At 70.3% G+C, this 17,687-nt stretch carries 9 protein-coding genes; 1 reads left to right on the forward strand and 8 read right to left on the reverse strand.

Features of this window, described 5'->3' with window-relative positions; genetic code table 11:
* Positions 1 to 13 precede the first annotated feature (13 nt).
* From ACYVHQ_RS07910 to yczE, 8 genes are all read right to left on the reverse strand, one after another.
* On the reverse strand, positions 14 to 3,340 hold the full coding sequence (locus ACYVHQ_RS07910) for a CBM96 family carbohydrate-binding protein (protein ID WP_460511809.1): 3,327 nt from the start codon (positions 3,338 to 3,340) through the stop codon (positions 14 to 16).
* Between the two features lie 142 nt (positions 3,341 to 3,482).
* Positions 3,483 to 4,796: an oligosaccharide flippase family protein gene (locus tag ACYVHQ_RS07915; protein WP_460511811.1), complete on the reverse strand. Its 1,314-nt coding sequence runs from the start codon at positions 4,794 to 4,796 to the stop codon at positions 3,483 to 3,485.
* Entirely contained in the window at positions 4,793 to 6,115 is a 1,323-nt protein-coding gene (locus tag ACYVHQ_RS07920) for an O-antigen ligase family protein (RefSeq protein ID WP_460511813.1), read from the reverse strand. Before ACYVHQ_RS07920 ends, ACYVHQ_RS07915 begins: the two co-directional genes overlap by 4 nt.
* Positions 6,112 to 8,181, reverse strand: coding sequence for a glycosyltransferase (locus tag ACYVHQ_RS07925; protein ID WP_460511815.1), 2,070 nt, complete (start codon positions 8,179 to 8,181; stop codon positions 6,112 to 6,114). The genes ACYVHQ_RS07920 and ACYVHQ_RS07925 overlap by 4 nt, the downstream gene beginning before the upstream one ends.
* 98 nt (positions 8,182 to 8,279) lie before the next feature.
* The gene (locus ACYVHQ_RS07930) at positions 8,280 to 9,764 is read right to left on the reverse strand and encodes a sugar transferase (RefSeq protein WP_460511817.1); all 1,485 of its coding nucleotides are present in this window, start codon (positions 9,762 to 9,764) and stop codon (positions 8,280 to 8,282) included.
* Positions 9,765 to 9,959: 195 nt separating this feature from the next.
* Positions 9,960 to 11,000 (reverse strand): LCP family protein, encoded by a 1,041-nt coding sequence (locus ACYVHQ_RS07935; protein WP_460511819.1) that lies wholly within the window; start codon positions 10,998 to 11,000, stop codon positions 9,960 to 9,962.
* A gap of 90 nt (positions 11,001 to 11,090) precedes the next feature.
* Entirely contained in the window at positions 11,091 to 13,331 is a 2,241-nt protein-coding gene (locus tag ACYVHQ_RS07940; protein WP_460511821.1) for an APC family permease, read from the reverse strand.
* Positions 13,332 to 13,363: 32 nt separating this feature from the next.
* A complete protein-coding gene (gene yczE / locus ACYVHQ_RS07945) occupies positions 13,364 to 14,005 on the reverse strand; it encodes a membrane protein YczE (protein ID WP_460511823.1) in 642 nt (213 codons plus the stop codon).
* A gap of 180 nt (positions 14,006 to 14,185) precedes the next feature.
* On the opposite strand from yczE, the gene ACYVHQ_RS07950 reads away from it, so the two are divergent.
* Positions 14,186 to 17,446 (forward strand): efflux RND transporter permease subunit, encoded by a 3,261-nt coding sequence (locus tag ACYVHQ_RS07950; RefSeq protein ID WP_460511825.1) that lies wholly within the window; start codon positions 14,186 to 14,188, stop codon positions 17,444 to 17,446.
* Positions 17,447 to 17,687: the final 241 nt, after the last annotated feature.

Genomic DNA, 17,687 nt, shown 5'->3' on the forward strand with positions numbered 1-17,687 from the left:
GTCGAGCTCTTCGCTACCGATAGGTGATCAGCAGCGTCGCCGGGAGCCGTCCCTCCTTCGTGCCCACGGAGATCTCCGTCGTCGGTGACTGGGTCGTCTGGGTGAGCCCGAGCGACAGCGACCGACCCGATGCGGATCGGACGTAGTCGGTCACGTCGATCGAGGTGGTGACCGAGGCGGCGCTCACGACACCAGTACCTTGCACCCTGCCCATCGACGGCCGCCCCTCGAAGGTGACGGTCTTCTCGTCCCACGTGCTGCTCACCGCGCGGGCGGCCAGCGTCTCCTTGGACGAACTCGTACCGCCGGGCAAGGACGACCGGACGACCAAGGTAGCGGCGGCGACGTCGGACGTTCGCAGCGTGCCGATGTCGAACTTGACGTAGCCCTCGCGATCGAAAGCCGGGTACGACGGCTTGTGCAAGATGCTCATGGCCGGGGCGCGACCGAACGTCGTCGTGGCGTTGCTCCCGCCACCGTGCACGTGAGCGTCCTCGACCGCCGTGAGCTCGAGCTCCTTCGGATCGGTCACCGTGATCGGACGAACGGTGAACAGGAGCTTGCCGCCGACGGTCAGGTAGGCGCCGACGTTCGTCCGACCTGCGCCCTTCGCCGTGATGGCTCCCGTGGACGACACTGTCGCGACGGACGGATCGGTCGAGGTGAAGGTCGGCCGCGCGTCCTTCGCGGCGGCGGCGTGAGCGCCCTCGAACGCGTAGGACAGCTGCATCGTCGACCCGAGCTTGAGCTGCGCGGGCGTGTTGCTGCCCGTCATGCGGGTCGTGTCCCCTGCGGGGCTCGTCGCTCGCCTCGGAGCATTGTCGCCGTGCAGCTCGAAGTGACGCAGCGAGACCGCCCGGTCAGTGGAGCCCGCGTTCACGATGAGACGGACGTGGCGTGCCGGTACGGGGCCCGTCGTGAAGGACGCCCACTCAGCGACGCCCTGCGATCGGGGGGACCCGGTGTACACGCGTCGCCAGGTCCTCCCGTCCGCGGAGACCTCGATGCCGTAGGCCGTGTCGGAGGTGTCGCCCGCGGCCCAGGTCAACTCGGCGTGGCTCACCATCTGCTCCTGTCCCAGGGGCAGGGTCAGGACCTGGCGTCCGCGCACGTCCCAGGCGGAGTAGCGGTCGCGGTCCAAGGCCTCGTGTGCGCCGTTCGGGGCCGTTGTCGGGGCGGCCAGAGGAAGGGCTCCCCGAACGAAATCGATCGTGTACAGGCCGGCCTGCTGCTGCCCCGACGTCACTCGGACGGTGGCGCGACCCGGCACCTTCGTCGCCTGCGTCACACGGACCTCCTGCCCGACCCCCGGGGCGACTCCGACCACCGGAGGGGGGCCCTTCACCGAGGCGGTCAGCGTGTAGCTGAACTGCGAGGGCGAGAACGCGGGCAGCGGTGCTCCGTTGATCGTCATGGACCCGGCCTTGTTCCGGGCGCTGGTGCTCGGCCACGTCGACATCGCCTGCGGCGTGACGGCGGCGGGGACGTCGTCCGTCGGCAGCGGGGTCAACTGGAGCGTGAACGTCGTGGGGGCCGTGACCCTGGTGTGCACCATGAGCTTGGTGCTCCGCGAGAAGTCCTTCTGACTCGGCTGAGGGGAGCTCCACAACGGTGCGTCCTGCATGGCACGGAGCGTCCCGGGACCGCCGACCAGTCGGACGAGGACCTTCTTCCCGCCCTGGTACAGGGTCGCCGAGCGTCCGTCGCTGCCCACGGTGACGGCTGCGCGGGTCTGCAGGAACGACCAGAGGTCGACACTGCCCTTGGGGGTGATCTCGTCCTGCACGAGCAGCTGCTTGCGACCATCGAAGAGTCGGACTCCGCGGCGCCACGTCGAGAGGTCGGCTCGGGCACCCTGGAGGTCCATGATCGCGGCCCCGGCGTCGCCGTCCGACTGGACAACGCGCGTGGCGGCCCCCTGGCCCTTCGCAGGGATGGCGTCGGCCTTGTCGGCAGGGTTCGTCACCAGGGTGCTGTGGCCCTCGGCTCGCTTCGAGTAGTAGCGCCAGCGCTCGCCCCCGGGCACGTCGAAGTACCCGTCGAGGCCGTACGAGTCGGCGCCCTTCTCCGTGATCCAGTTCTCGCCGAGCGCATCGAAGACGAACGAGCCTTGGTCGAGGTCGCTGTGCCCGGTGCGCTCGGTCGACGCATCCCGCGCCGCGACGAACGCTGTGTCCACGTCGTTCCACGCGCCCCTCATCGAGACCATGCCCGCGGACGAGGTCACCTTGTCGAGGGGCAGGGGCGGAGCCGAGGGCGACTGCGCTGCCAGACCCTTGCCGAGCCAGAGGATGCCGCGCGGCGACGCCGCGTCGATGTCGGTCCGGGGCTGCCCCACGGCGCGATCCGGGGTGGGTGCCGTGCCCAGGACCCACTCCATGCCCAAGGAGGCATCGGTCAGGGCCTCGTTCTGCCAGGCGTCGCCAAAGGCGAAACCGAGTGAGGACGGGCCGACGACGTGCTCGCTGAACGCGACGGTCTGACTGAGGCCCGGGCTTCGTGAGAGCCCCCCGTCGTCGTTCAAGGCCGTCCTGAGGGAATCGAGGTAGGTGGCCAGGTAGCTCGTCCCGTAGGACCAGTACGTCAGGCCCTCGTCGAAGCCCCCGTCAGGGGCGTAGGTCGCGAGTCCGTGCTTGATGCTCTCGTTGGCCGCGTCGAGGCTCGCCTGCGAGATCGAGCTGCCCTCCGTGCCCAGGGCCAGTGCCGTGATCCCGACGGCCGAGTTGACGACGAGGTTCCAGTTGCCCGACTGTCTCGTCCAGCTCGCACCGGCTGTGTACTGGGCCCGAGCCGGCCCGAGGCCCTTGTCGATGAGGGCCGTGCGGATCGTCTGCCGGTCCTGCTCGGACAGTCCGTCGTACATCCAGTCGTAGCCGAGCGACAACGCGTGCATCATCTCGGCGGTGTCGAGGAAGTGCTCGGGGTTCCAGTCGCGGAAGCTCGCGGCGTTCAGGAGCTCGGCGCGGCCGAGGTCGAGCCAGCGCCGCTCTCCGGTCTGGCGCCACAGGAAGCTGAAGTGGTACGACCTGTCCAGGACGGAGCGCGACACCTCGAGGAGGTCGCCCGAGGACACGTCGTACGTCGGCCGGTCGGCCCGGGCCAGCTCCTCACCCCGCTGCGAGAGGGAGCGTAGCCACTCACTGCCGAGATCGTCTTGCCTCAGGCCGCCGAGCGCTTGCTGGAACTGCTCGGCGTCCGCCAGGAGCCGAGGATGCGCCACGACCTTGCCGAGCGCGGGGAGAGCGCTCGCGGGAGCCGCCGGACCGAGGCTCAGACTCGTGGCGGTGACGATGAGGGTGAGGGTGAGGGCCACCGTCGCCATCAGCCGGGTACGTCGCATGACCAGTTCCTACCGTTCAAGGGGCTGGGTCAATCACCTCGACTTCATCCCCGGTCGAGCATGGTGGTTCTACGGTAACCAGGACGTCGGAGGTTGCCTAGTGCCCAGACCAGGGGGCCTGAGCGGTCGAGGCGGCGTCCGCTCACCTGTCCTTCCGGCGCAGTCGGGCGAGGAGGGTGCTGACATCGTCCGCCCGGAACCCGTAGAACGCCGTAGCCGGTATCCCGAAGCGTCGGCGCAGGAACAGCACGTTGAGGTTCGCTGCGGCGATCGTGCCGACGAGGGTCGACACTGCGGCGCCTACGGCTCCCATGACAGGGACCAGGAGCAGGAGCAGGACGATGTTGACGACGCACGCGACGAGCAGGGAGGTGCTCCTGAGCTGTGGTGATCCCCTCGAGCTCAGGGCGATGCCGGCAAGCGAGCCGGGAGTCCCCAGGACGACCGAGAGCAGCAGGATCAGGCAGACGGGGACGGAACCCGCGAAGTCGTCGCCGAACAAGAGGGGGATCCACCACCAGCAGCTCGCTGCAAGGCCCCCGCAGACCACCAGGGCCGCCAGCGTGGAGATGCGCGCGGCCATGCCGAGCCTGGCATCGTTCGCCTTGGCAGCGTCGCTACTGAACGTGACGTCGCGCACAGCGTTGGTGATGATGAGGGGGAGATCAGCGACCGTGACGGCGACCACGTAGAGGCCGAGCTGGACCTCGCTCGAGAGTGGCACCATGAGCGTCTGGTCGAGACGCGTCAGGAGCACACCGGACATCGATCCCACCCAGACACGGAGACCGTACGTGAAGAGCTCGCCCGTTCGTCCCCCATCGCCCGGTACGTCGTCCCGGGGTGTCGAGTGCGACCAGAGGAGCGCGAGGACGGGGCCGTAGGCCAGCGAGCCGAGGACGGGCGACACGGCCAGGACGACGACGGCACGGAAGACGTCGAGCTCGCCGGCCACGGCGAGGAACACGATGGCGACGAGTCGCACGAGGGCAGAGATGAAGCGCTCCCTGGAGACGCACCGCCACAGGTGCAGCCCCGAGGCGGCGGCTTGCAGCAGACCGGTCAGCACGGTGGGGACCACGGCCGCGGCCGCCACGGCTATGAGCTGCCCGAGCGCAGGATCACCATCGCTGAGGAATCCCACCAGCAGGAACACCGAGGCGGAGGCGACGAGGCCGGACACGAGCAGGACGACCGCGGCCCTGCTGAGCACGCGACGCAGGAGAGCGGGGTGTCGCGCCACGCTGTAGTTCACGGCGGCGGGGATCCCCAGGGTCGCGACGGTGGATGCGAGCAGGAGCGGTGCGATCGCGCCGGCCACCTGTCCTCGCCCGAAGACGCCCAGCGACTGGGCGAGGACGGGGGCAGTGGCGAGGGCGGCGAGCGGGGCGAACGAGTTGCCCACCATCGTGAGGAGGACGTTGCTGCTCCAGCCGCCTGGTGGTCGACCGCTCATCGAGGCGCCAGGGTCCGGTCGACCGGGCGGGTTCGCGACGAATCCCTCCATGTGTCCTGGAGCGCGTCGTCGTCGGTCCCGTCCGCGGTGGACGTGCGGAGGGACGCGAGCGCGAGGCAGAGGAAGAGCAGGCCACCCGAGTTGTTGATGGTGGCCAGCGAGCTGAACGAGTGCACCGCCACGATCGCGACGAGGGCGGCGACCGTGGCCCCGCTGACAGCGCTGGAGGTGCCCGCCCGGTGCCGCAGGACGACGAACATGCCGATGAACAGCGCCAAGGTGCCCAGGACGCCGTACTCGACCGCGTACATGAGGAGGGGGTTCTCGAAGGATGTCCCGAGCCCGGCCGCGAAGGCTGCCTGGGCGCTCGCTCCTGGGCCCGAGCCCAGGGTGAGGTTGGAGCCCCACAGATCGAAGGCGTTCGACCAGGCCCGCAGGCGGCCGTCCGCTGATCCGCCGTCGTCACGCAGTCGTTCCGAGAGGCCGGCAGTGAGGCTGGACGAGACGGCGAAGGCTCCCGCGATCAGCAGACCGACCACGAGCGCACCTCGTGCACGGCGAGACAGGCTGGAGCGGATGACGAGCGCAGCGACGGCCACGACTGCCAACGCCAGGCTCGTCCTGGCTTGAGCGAGGACCACACCGAGGACGAAAAGGCCCGACAGTGCTACCTGGAGCCAGACCCTCTGGAGGACCGTGACGAACGGGATCGCCAGAGCGAGCAGCATGCCGAGCACCAGCGGATGATCCGCCGTCCCGAGGGCTCGTCCGCCCGCTGCGTCCAGGGCGTACCAGCTGAAGGTCGCTCGAAGGGTGGCCGCATAGGGCTGTCCTACGACGCCGATGGCCACGAGCACGACGAGCAGTGCCTGCACCGCGCAGAACGCGAGGAAGGCCTGCACCAGGCGTCGGGCCGCACGAGTGTCGAGCTGTTGGACGAGGAGGAAGACGCCGAACGGAGCGAGCACCTGGTGCAAGACGATGGTCAGGCCACCGAGCCCCGTCACGGGGTACGTCGAGAACACGGCGAGCGTCATGAAGAGGCCGACGGCCACCGTCATCAGGGGGACCGATCCGAGCGCGCTGAAGAACCTGCGCCCGTCCAGCAGCAGTGACATCGCGAGCTGGATGAGCACGAGGAGCGTGGACGGGTGAAGGAGAGCGAGCTGCCCCAGGGCGACGCCCACGACGAGCTGGCTGCTCGCGAGGGGGACGAAGACGTAGAACGCCACGGCCACCGTCGCTGTCACGACCGGCCGACGGAGGCCGACGAGGGACAGTGCGAGGCAGGCGGCGATGAAGAGGATCGAGTGGGTCACGCGCGGGGTCCCGTTCCTCGGAGCCAGTTCCTCCAGGCCGTGCGGTTGCTTGCCAGGACGTCTCGTCGGACGTCGTGGACCTCGCTCGTGGCCATGACGGCGGCACGCCTGATGCACGTGTCCCACTCCTCGGCACGAGCGACGTCCTGGGCGACCGGAGGCACCAGGAGGTCGTCCATGCCGAGGAAGAGGTCAGCGAGGCTGCTGTCCCTCGGCCCGACGACGGGGGTGCCGAGTTCGAGGCAACGTACGGCGATGCCGCTCTGGAAGAAGCGGCTGTAGGGGATGAGGACGACCGAGCTCGTCGCGATGAGATGGTCGAGGCGCGACTCTGGGACGAAGGCGTCCTCCACCGTCCACCCATCCACGTGGGGCCACCCCCGGCCCACGATCTCGAGCTCGAACCGGCCCGCGAGGTGTCGCCCCAGCGCGTCGAGCGTCGCGAGGTCGCGGTCGGGCTTGTACTGGCCGAGCACACGGACGACGGCGCGTTCCGACGTCGGGCGCTCCTGCGCGGGGACGCGATCGAGGATGGGGTGCGGGAGATGCACCGCTTTGTCAGAGATGCGTCCTGGAGGCAGGGCCTCCATGGCGGATCTGCTGTGCGCGATGACGGAGACCCGGTGGAGGGCGGTGCTCCCTGCGAAGCGCGCCAGCCAGGAGTACCCGATCGCCCGGACGAGGGGCACCGGATCGTGGACCACGAGTGATACCCGGGTCCCACGGGGCGCCAGGACGCCGAGGACGAGCAGATCGAGCCAGCCGAGCACCGGCCAGGTCACGATCAGGTGGTCTGGGCGGGACCGTCGCAGCTCACGGACCTTCCCGGCGTAAGCCGCGAGCCATGCGGCCCGGCTGCTGCCGTCGGCCGACGGCTCCGGCACGGAGGCGGTCGAGACGCGGGCGCCCTCCGCGGACAGGGTCTCACTGAGTGCGTGGGTGTAGTGCGCGAGGGCGTGGCCCAGGGGGTTGACCAGGGCGACCTCTTCGGTGGAGACGGTGCCTTGCTCGTGCAGCCATGCATCTGCCGCGAGTCGTTGGTCCTGCCGGGGCAGGGAACCGGTGATCGTGCTCACCTCCAGTGGGGCGCCCAGAGCGATGTCCAGTGAGTGCGCGATGCGATCCGAGAAGTCGTGCCGGGGCTCGACACTGACGATCTGATGTCCGTGCTCGCCGAGCCACGGTGCCAGTCCGGTCTGATCCGTCGTCACGATCTGGCAGCCTCGTGCGAGGGCTTCCTTGATGGGCAGCCCGATCTGCTCCCTCCAGCGACCGTCGGGGACCGAGGGGGCTACCAGGACAGTGCTCCGCGCGATCTCCGCCATCGCCTCTTCGCGGCTCACGAGACCGAGGTAGCGACGGTGGGTGGGACGTCGTCCACACCAAGCGACGAAGGAGGCCGCGCCGTCGCCAGTGCCGACGACCGTCAGGGTGGCATCCGGCCGCGCGTGCTCCACTTGTTCCCAGGCGCGTCGCAGCTCGTCGACGCCCTTCCTCGTCTCGAGGGCTCCGACGAACACCGCGCTCTCCGGCCGCTTGTCGGGGAGCACCGGCTCCGCAGGGGGCAGCTCGAGGAAGTCCTTGCGCTCGAGAGCCGTATCGCCGCGCAAGAAGGGACCGTACGCCGTGCGGGCTGCGGGGCTCGCGAAGGCGAGCTTGTCCACGCACGTGCGGATGTACGCGGCGATGGCGGCGCGGCCGATGGAGACGACGCCGGGAATTCGTCGTCCTCGTCCCAGGACCAGGGTGGTGAAGTCGTTGTTCTCCATGCAGTAGGACACGACGCGACGTCGTCTCCGGCGCAGCACCCCCGAGAGCTTCCAGGTCAGGCCCATGACTGCCGTCCGTGGGAACTCGCGCATCCACAGGGGCTCGGGGGTCTCGAGGACCTCCGCATCGCTGCGCCACAGGGTCGCGACCAGCCTGGAGAGAGAGGCGTGCTCGATCCTGCCGGGCACGGTCTGCGTGCCCAGGTCGTAGTTGCGTCCGAGGTAGTACAGCGCGCTCGGCCGACCAGCGAAGAAGCGTTCGATGTGGACGCTCCGGAGCTCTGGGACGACGCGCACGGATGATGTTGGCGCGTTACCGTTCTTCAAGGATGTTCACCAGCGCATTCTCGTGGGGGTCGTGACCGCGGTCACGGGAGGCGTTCTCCCGTGGGGCATCAGTAGGCTCCCGTTCCCGCCAGAACTGCGCGCGCCGTACGCGCGAGAAGGATGAAATCGTTGAGCACGGACCAGTTCTCGACGTAGTAGAGATCCAGTCGGACAGAGTCCTCCCACGACAGGTCGCTCCGGCCGCTGACCTGCCAGAGGCCCGTGATGCCGGGGCGCACCAGGAACCTCCGGAAGTTGTGCTTCTCGTAGGCCTTCGTCTCCGCGTCGAGGGGAGGACGCGGCCCGACGAGCGACATCGTCCCGTTGAGCACGTTGAAGAGCTGCGGCAGCTCGTCCAAGCTGTACCGACGGAGGACGGCTCCCACGCGCGTGACGCGAGGGTCCTCCTTCATCTTGAACAGGACCTCGTTGCCCGCACTGGGCTGCGCCTGGCGCAAGGCCTCGAGTCGCGCCTCGGCGTCCGTGCTCATCGACCGGAACTTGAACATCGTGAACGTCTCGCCACCCAGCCCGACGCGCTGCTGCCGGAACAGGACAGGGCCGGTCGAGGTCGACTTGATCGCGATCGCGATGCCGATCAACAGGGGTGAGAGCAGGAGGACGCCGAGGGCTGCTGCAGCGCGGTCGATGGCGATCTTGGTCCAGGCCTTCCGCCCACCGAAGACGGGGGACTCGACGTGGATGAGGGGTAGGCCCGCGACCGGACGCGCGTGCATGCGCGGGCCCGCGACATCGGTGAGCGCGGGGGCGACGATGAGCTCCGTGCCCGACTCCTCGAGTGACCAACCCAGGTGTCGAACGGCCCTCGGGGACAGGTCGTCGCTGCTCGTGACGATGACGCAGTCCACGTCGATGCGCGACAGGGCGAGCTCGACCTCCTGGATCGTGCCCACGACGCGCAGACCGCGTCGCCCGAGCACCTCTCCCTCTCGGCCCCCCGGGATGCAACCGAAGGCCGGGTCGTACCCCGCACTGGGCTGGCCGGCGAGCTGCTCGGCGAGGTGCTCGACGGTGTGGCGCGAACCCACGAGCAGTGCGCGGGACACGTACTGGCCCGCCTCGCGGCGCCGCACGAGCCACTGTCGCCAGCCCCACCGAGAAGCGATCAGTCCGACCGCCGCGAGGGGGAACGCCGTCAGGACGAAGCTGCGGCCGAGCTGGAGGTCGAGGATGACCGCGACGATGGCGTACGTGCCGAAGAGCATGAGCGACGACTGCAGGACCCGGCGGTACTCGAGCGTCCCCTGCCCGATGATCCGGGCATCGCGCGTTCCGTAGGCGGACAGCGCGGTCAACCAGCAGACGACGAGGACGACCGAGGCGATCGTGTGGCGGTTGGTCAGGAGGGGCCCCGTCGACGAGGCGCCGTTGCCCACCGTGACGGTCCACGAGTGCCAGGCGATCTCGGCGAGGATGACCGCCACGACCACCACGACGGCGTCCGTCGCGCTCAGGTAGCGGGAGTACCTCCTGGCCCAGGCAGCGGGCTGCTCGGTCCGGAGGCCGTGGTGCTGCCCTGCTGTGGTGCTCACTCGGTCGTCCCCCCTGAAGAACGTTCGCCGTGTCGGTCGGCGGTCGCACGTCGGCGAGTGCCGTGGCCCCGTACCTCCTCGGACCGTCGACCTCGACCAGCCCTCGGGAGCGGACGTGCACGTGAAGAATAGTGCCGAATGTTCTTCAGTGCGAAATGACCAGTCTGGTCCACGGCGCACGGCGGCGAGGGCCGATCAACGGACGAGCGTCGGTAGGTGAGCCTCGAGGTTGTCGTCGCGGAGGGCCTGCTGCAGCACGGACATCTTGTCGTCGGCCGTGAAGACCACCGACTGCGACCCGACCATGCCCGTACCGCTCGTGGGGACGGTGAAGAAGTGGATGTCGGACGAGCGCACCGAGCGCAGGCTCAGGCCGAGCGACGCGATGGTGCCGGCGTCGAGGGTGTCGTCGACGGTGAGGTAGTCCGACACCGAGTCGACGAACGCCGAGATCTTGCCCGGGTCGGTGAGGGTGTCCTGGCTGATGACCTCGTCGACGATCGCCTTGAGGAACAGCTGCTGGTTCGCCACCCGGGTGTAGTCGCCGTCGGTGAAGGAGTACCGCTCTCGCACGAAGTTGAGGGCGTCCTCGCCGTCGAGGTGGTTCTGTCCGACCTGGATCTGGGTGCCCCGGGCGGTGAACTCCCGGGGAGACACCAGGTCGACGCCGCCGAGGGCGTCGGTCATGCCCTTGAAGCCCTCGAAGTCGATGATCGCGACATGATCGATGCGGGCACCCGTGAGCTGCTCGACGGTCTGCACCGTGAGGGGGGAGCCTCCGTAGGCGAACGCCGAGTTGATCTTGGCCTCGCCCCTGCCCGGGATCGGCACGTAGAGGTCGCGCATGATGGACATCGCGTAGACGTTCTGCCGGTCGGCGTCCACGTGCACGAGCATCATCGTGTCCGTGCGCTGGTCGCTCGGGCCCTCGTCGTCGAGCTCGGTCGCGTCCGCGCGGGAGTCGCTGCCCATGAGGAGGATGTTGACGGCCCCCTCGTCGGACGCCTCCGGCCGCGTCGCCTCGTCGGGGAAGGCCTGCTCGATCTTCGTCGTCCGCTCGTCGAACGAGCGAGCCAGGCTCGCTGCGTACACGCCGACCACCGCTGCGACGAGGAGCGCGACGCCCACGAGCACCGCGATGGCGATCAGCACGACGGCCACGGGCTTCGACAGCCGCCTGCGGCGCCGCTCGGACTGCGGTGGCTCGTCGTGCTCAGTGGTGAAGATGTCCGTCATCGATGATCCTTCTCAGCTACGGCCGAGCGGTCCCCAGGCCAGACGTGGCACCCACCATAACTGCTCGCGACCGGAAGGACACTGCTCCCGTCAGGACCTCTTGCGCCCGCCGTGCGGCGAGTTCCGTGCCGCGGACCGTGCCCGTCGCCGGGCGGCCTTGCCCTGGTTGCCCACGTTCTTGCCCTTGCCGGGCTCGCGGGGCGTCTGCTTGGGGCCGGGCTGCTTCGCGGTACCGGCACCGGTGTCGGGGGCGAGCGCCGCGGCAGGGTCGCCGACGATCGTGCCGGACCCGCCGGCCGCACCCGCGGCTCCTGCCGGGCCGTGCCCGGGCTGCAGCGCGCGGCGGACGGGCCGCACGGGCTCGCCGCGGCGGTCCTGGCCGGGGATCGGCCGCGACCGACGACCGTAGAGCAGCTCGGACGAGTCGAGCAGCCACGGCACGAGCGACACCGTGACGCCGTGCACGAGCATGAGCTTCTGCTGGATCCGGCGGGCGCGGTGGTTGTGGAGGAGCGACTCCCACCAGTGGCCGACGATGTACACGGGCGTGTAGACCGTCACCACCTCGCTGCCGTGCTCGGCCCGGTGCTGCTTGATGTAGTGGATCAGCGGCACGCCGATGTCGCGGTACGGCGACGCGACGACGCGCAGCGGCACCTCGATGTTCTGCTCGTCCCACTGGCGCCGCAGCAGGGCCGTCGCCTCGTCGTCGATGCTCACGTGCACGGCCTCGAGCGACTCGTGACGGGCGGCGATCGCGTAGTCGAGCGCCTTGAGCACCGGCTTCTGCATGCGGTTGACGAGCACGACGGCGTGGTCGCCCGTGGCGCCGAAGGTGGTGGTGGCGTCGGGCTCGACCTCGGCGTCGACGTCGCGGTAGTAGCGGTTCACGCCGAGCATGAGCACGAACAGGACCGGCATGATGACGAACACGATCCACGCGCCGTGGGTGAACTTCGTCACCGTGACGACGACGAGCACCGACAGGGTCATCGCCGCACCCACGGCGTTGATGACGAGGCCCCGGGTGACGGCGCCGCGGTCGCTGCAGCCGTTCCGCAGCATGCGCAGCCAGTGCCGCACCATGCCGGTCTGGCCGAGGGTGAACGACACGAACACGCCGATGATGTACAGCTGGATCAGCTGCGTCACGTTCGCCCGGAACACCAGCAGGATCACCGACGCCACGAGCGCGAGGACGATCACGCCGTTCGAGAAGATGAGGCGGTCGCCGCGGGTGCTGAGCGCCTTGGGGGCGTAGGTGTCGCGGGCGAGGATCGAGCCGAGCAGCGGGAACCCGTTGAAGGCCGTGTTCGCCGCGAGCAGCAGGACCGCCGCCGTGCAGGCCTGGATCAGGTAGAACGGCAGCCCGAAGAGGGCGTCGCCGAAGACGGCGGCGGCGATCTGGGCGATGAGGCTGCGCTGGGGGTCGGTGGCGCACGCCTCCCAGCCGATGAGCTGGCAGGGCACCTCGGCGTAGTGCACGTCGGCGATGAGCGCGACGGTGGTGAGGCCGACGAAGAGCGCGATGGCGATGCCGCCCATGAGCACGAGGGTCTTCTGCGCGTTGCCGATCTTGGGCCGCTGGAAGGCCGGCACGCCGTTGGAGATCGCCTCGACGCCGGTGAGCGCGGAGCAGCCCGACGAGAACGCGCGGAGCAGCAGGAGGACGAACGCGGCCTGGGTGAGGCCCTCCGCCTCGACGGTGTACCCGGCGCTCTCGGCGACGGGCGGGTCGCCCAGGGCGGTGCGCACCAGCGCCACCACGATCATGACGGCGACGCTCCCCACGAAGAGGTACGTCGGGATCGCGAAGGCCTTGCTCGACTCGCGGACGCCCCGGAGGTTCACGGCCGCGAGGACCACGACGGCGAGCACCGCCAGCTCGATCCGGGCGGGTGCCAGCTCGGGCACCGCGGAGATGATGTTGTCGATGCCGGAGGCCACCGAGACGGCGACGGTCATGACGTAGTCGACGAGCAGCGCCGAGGCGACGACCAGGCCGGCCTTCTCGCCCAGGTTGCGGTGCGCGACCTCGTAGTCGCCGCCTCCTGACGGGTAGGCCTTGATGAGCTGCCGGTACGACGCGACGACGACCACGAGCAGCACGACGACGGCGAGGGCCACCCAGGGTGCGAGCGTGAGCATGCCGAGGCCGCCGATGAGCAGGATCATGAGGAGCTCCTGCGGGGCGTAGGCCACGGAGCTCAGGGGGTCGCTGGCGAAGATCGGCAGCGCCAGGTGCTTCGGCAGCAGCTGCCCCTCGAGCTTCTCGGAGGGGAGCGGTTCGCCGATCAGCCATCGCTTCGGCGACCGGGTCTCGGTGGTCACGAGCGGCGAATCTACTCCTGCCTGAGGCCCTGTCAACTCGCGGGCGCGGACCCCCTCTCGGCGTCTGGCGACACCTGTCGTGAAGAGGCCCCGCGGCGCATCCTGAGCAGGGGGATCGTCACCGCCACGAGCGGTCCGATGAGGAACGCCTCGGCGGCCGTCCCCACGCCGACCTGCCCGCCGAGCAGCCACCCCGCGAGCAGCACCGAGAGCTCGATGCCGGTGCGCACGCGACCGATGCGCCAGCCGGTGCGCTGGTGCAGTCCCGTCATGAGGCCGTCCCGCGGGCCCGGGCCGAGCCCGGCGCCGAGGTAGAGGCCGGAGGCGACGGCGAGCAGGAGCAGCCCGCCCGCGAAGACCAGGCCCTGCGACCACCACTCCTCCTGCACGGGCACGACCGCGAGCGCGACGTCCACGACGGGGCCCATGAGGAGGGCGTTGACGACGGTGCCGACGCCGGGACGCTGCTTCAGCGGGATCCAGAGCAGCAGCACGACCAGGCTCGTGAGGAAGGTGACCGTGCCGAAGGTGAGGCCGGTGCGCAGCGACAGGCCCTGGCTGAGGACGTCCCACGGACCGACCCCGATGTCGGCCCGGACCATGAGCGCGAGCGAGACGCCGTAGAGCACGACGCCGATCAGGAGGCGCGCGGAGCGCTCGAGCAGGAGGGTCACGCCCCCATCTCAGCAGCACCCCGCGCCCGTGACGACCACTCCTCCCCGTCGGGGGTGGCGGCCGGTACCCCACGGACCTCGCCGTGCGCTGCGCATTCCCAGTGTCGGGGGGCGATGATCGTCCTGGATCCGCCGGGGAGGACCCCGGTCGTCTCGGTCCGCCGAACCACCAGGAGCCCCGTGCACTTCCTCTCCGTCTTCAGCCTGCGCAACCGAGCCCTGATCGCGCTCGTGACGATCGTCGTGGCGATCTTCGGCGGCATCGCGCTCACCTCGCTCAAGCAAGAGCTGGCGCCCAGCGTGGAGTTCCCGCAGGTCGCCGTCATCAGCTCCTACCCGGGGGCCACGCCCGAGGTGGTGAGCGACGACGTCTCGACGCCCATCGAGCAGGCCGTGCAGGTCATCCCCGGGCTCGAGACGACGACCGCGACGTCGACCACCGGGCAGAGCCAGGTGTCGGTGCAGTTCACCTACGGCACCGACCTCGCGACCAGCGAGCAGAAGATCCAGTCCGCGATCAACCGGCTGAGCCTGCCCGACGACGTCGACACCCAGGTGGTCACGGGCAGCCTCGACGACCTGCCGATCCTGCAGATCGCCGTCACGGCGACGGGCGACGTCGACGCCAGCACCGACCAGGCCCTCGTCGACCGCGTCGAGTCGGTCGCGGTGCCCGACCTGCAGAAGATCGACGGCGTGCGCGAGGCCAGCGTCTTCGGTGCGGCCGGTCAGCGCGTGACGATCACCCCCGACCAGGAGGCGCTCGCCGCGGCCAGCCTGACCACCGCGGCCATCTCGGACGCCTTCGACGCGAACGGCACCCTGCTGCCCGGCGGCACCCTCACCGAGGACGGCCGCACGCTGTCGATCCAGGCCGGCTCACGCCTCACCAGCGTCGACGACGTGGCGGCCCTGCCGCTCCTCGGCGGCGACGGTGAGGTGGCGCTCGGCGACGTGGCCGACGTCGAGCTCACCTCGGCGCCGGTGACCTCCATCAGCCGCGTCGACGGGGCCGACGCCCTCACCATCGCCGTGACGAAGTCCCTCGAGGCCAACACCGTCGAGGTGTCCGAGGCCGTCCGGGCCGCGATGCCCGACCTCGTCGACTCCCTCGGCGGCGACGTCGACCTCACGGTCGTCTTCGACCAGGCGCCCTACATCCAGCAGAGCATCGACAGCCTCGCCACCGAGGGCCTGCTCGGCCTCGTCTTCGCCGTCGTCGTGATCCTCGTGTTCCTGCTGTCGGTCCGGTCGACCCTGGTGACGGCCATCAGCATCCCGACGAGCGTGCTCATCACCTTCATCGGCCTGCAGGCCTCGGGCTACTCGCTCAACATCCTCACGCTCGGGGCCCTCACGATCTCGATCGGCCGCGTGGTCGACGACTCGATCGTCGTCATCGAGAACATCAAGCGCCACCTGACGGCCGGCACCGACCGCCTCGCGGCCATCACGACGGGCGTGCGCGAGGTGGCCGGTGCCATCACCGCGTCGACGGTGACCACCATCGTGGTGTTCCTGCCCCTGGCGTTCGTCGGCGACATCACGGGCGAGCTGTTCCGGCCCTTCGCGCTCACCGTGACGATCGCGCTCGCCGCGTCGCTCTTCGTGGCCCTCACGATCGTGCCGGTGCTCGCGTACTGGTTCCTCCGCGCACCGAAGGCGCACAAGCACGCCGACGGCGCCGCGAGCACCGAGGCCACCGACCCCGACGCCCTGCCCGTGGGTGCCGCCCAGCTCGTCGACGCCCGTGAGGCGCGTCGTCGCGAGCAGCGGGCCGCGCGACGCGGCGAGGACCGGGCCGTCGGCGCAGGAGGCACGCCCGACGCCCCCACGCCCGTCACCGCCCCCGCGACGCACGGCACGGCACCGGTGGCCGTGGACCGCCTGCGGCGGGCCTACCTGCCCCTGCTCGCCGCGACGCTCCGGCGTCCGCTGGCGACGCTCGGGGTCGCGGTGCTCGTGCTGATCGGCACGGGCGCCATGGTCCCGCTGCTGTCGACCAACTTCCTGGGCTCGAGCGGCCAGAACACCCTCACCGTCACGCAGGCCCTGGAGCCCGCGTCGAGCCTGCAGGTGCAGTCCGACGCCGCGGCCGAGGTGGAGGCGGCGCTCGAGGAGGTCGCGGGCATCGAGACCGTGCAGCTCACGATCGGCTCCAGCGGCAGGAGCCTGTCGGCGTTCCTCGGCGGGGGCGGCGACAGCACGGTGACCTACTCGGTCACGACCGACGAGGACGCCGACCAGGACGCCCTGCAGACCGACGTGCGGGCCCGCCTCGGCGACCTCGACGGCGTCGGCGACCTCGAGGTCGCGACGTCGAGCGGCTTCGGGACGGACAACGACATCACCATCGACGTCACGGCGCCCGACCCGGGCACGCTCGACGAGGCGACGCGCACGGTGCTCGACGCCGTCACCGGCATCGACGGCACGGTCGAGGCGACCTCGAACCTGCAGGAGGCCCAGCCCGTCATCGGCGTCGACGTGGACCGCGCCGCCGCGGCCCGCCTCGGCCTCAGCGAGCTCGCGGTGGGCGGCATCGTCGCCCAGGCGATCCAGCCGCAGGCCGTCGGGTCGCTCGAGATCGACGACGAGAGCGTCGACGTCTACACGCTGGCACCGACGCCGCCCGAGACCCTGCAGGAGCTGCGGGACCTCGCGCTGCCCTCGCCCACGGGGACCGTCGCGCTGAGCAGCATCGCGACCGTCGAGCAGACCACCGGGCCGACGTCGGTGACCACGAAGGACGCCGTCCGCACGGCGACCGTCACGGTGACGCCGTCCGGCGACGAGCTGTCCACGGCGACCAGCTCGGTCGACGCGGCCCTGGCCGACCTCGACCTGCCCGCCGGGTCCGACGCGGCCGTCGGTGGCGCGGCGAGCGACCAGGCGACCGCGTTCCAGCAGCTCGGGCTCGCGGTCCTCATCGCGATCCTCATCGTCTACATCGTGATGGTGGCGACCTTCCGCAGCCTGCTGCAGCCGGTCCTCCTGCTGGTGTCGATCCCGTTCGCGGCCACGGGCGCGATCCTGCTGCAGCTCGTCTCGGGGATCCCCCTCGGCGTCGCGTCGCTCGTCGGCGTGCTCATGCTCGTCGGCATCGTGGTGACGAACGCCATCGTGCTCATCGACCTGGTGAACCAGTACCGCGACCGGGGGCTGCGCGTGCGCGAGGCGCTGCTCGAGGGTGCGTCGCGGCGCCTCCGCCCGATCCTCATGACGGCGGCCGCCACGATCTTCGCGCTCGTGCCGATGGCGCTCGGCATCACCGGCCACGGGGGCTTCATCTCGCAGCCGCTCGCGATCGTCGTGATCGGTGGGCTCGTGTCGTCGACCGTGCTCACCCTGATCGTGCTGCCGGTGCTCTACTCGGTCGTCTACGGCCTCGTCGAGCGCCGCGCCGACCGCCGACGGGCGGCCGGGACGACCACGGCCTGACGCCGGTCCCGGCGCGGGCCTGTCGATCGGGGCCCGCGTCGGGTATCGTCGTACGGTCGGCTCGAGACACCGCGCCACGGCGCGACGGGATCGCTGCGTACAGCGTCCCCCTTCCACAGGGTCATGTCAGTCTCAGGGGCCGGAGTCCCGACGGATCTCGTCGGGACGACACCACGATCGTGGACGGTCCCGGCCGATGGCTGCCCGGTGTCCCGTCGCGTCACCCGACAGGCCCGGAAAG

The sequence above is a fragment of the Frigoribacterium salinisoli genome (assembly GCF_054781095.1).

What these genes read in the sequence shown, in the direction of transcription:
- ACYVHQ_RS07915 (WP_460511811.1), bottom strand. Translation starts at nt 4,796, where the DNA reads ATGAGCGGTCGACCACCAGGCGGCTGGAGCAGCAACGTCCTCCTCACG.
- ACYVHQ_RS07935 (WP_460511819.1), bottom strand. Translation starts at nt 11,000, where the DNA reads ATGACGGACATCTTCACCACTGAGCACGACGAGCCACCGCAGTCCGAG.
- ACYVHQ_RS07910 (WP_460511809.1), bottom strand. Translation starts at nt 3,340, where the DNA reads ATGCGACGTACCCGGCTGATGGCGACGGTGGCCCTCACCCTCACCCTC.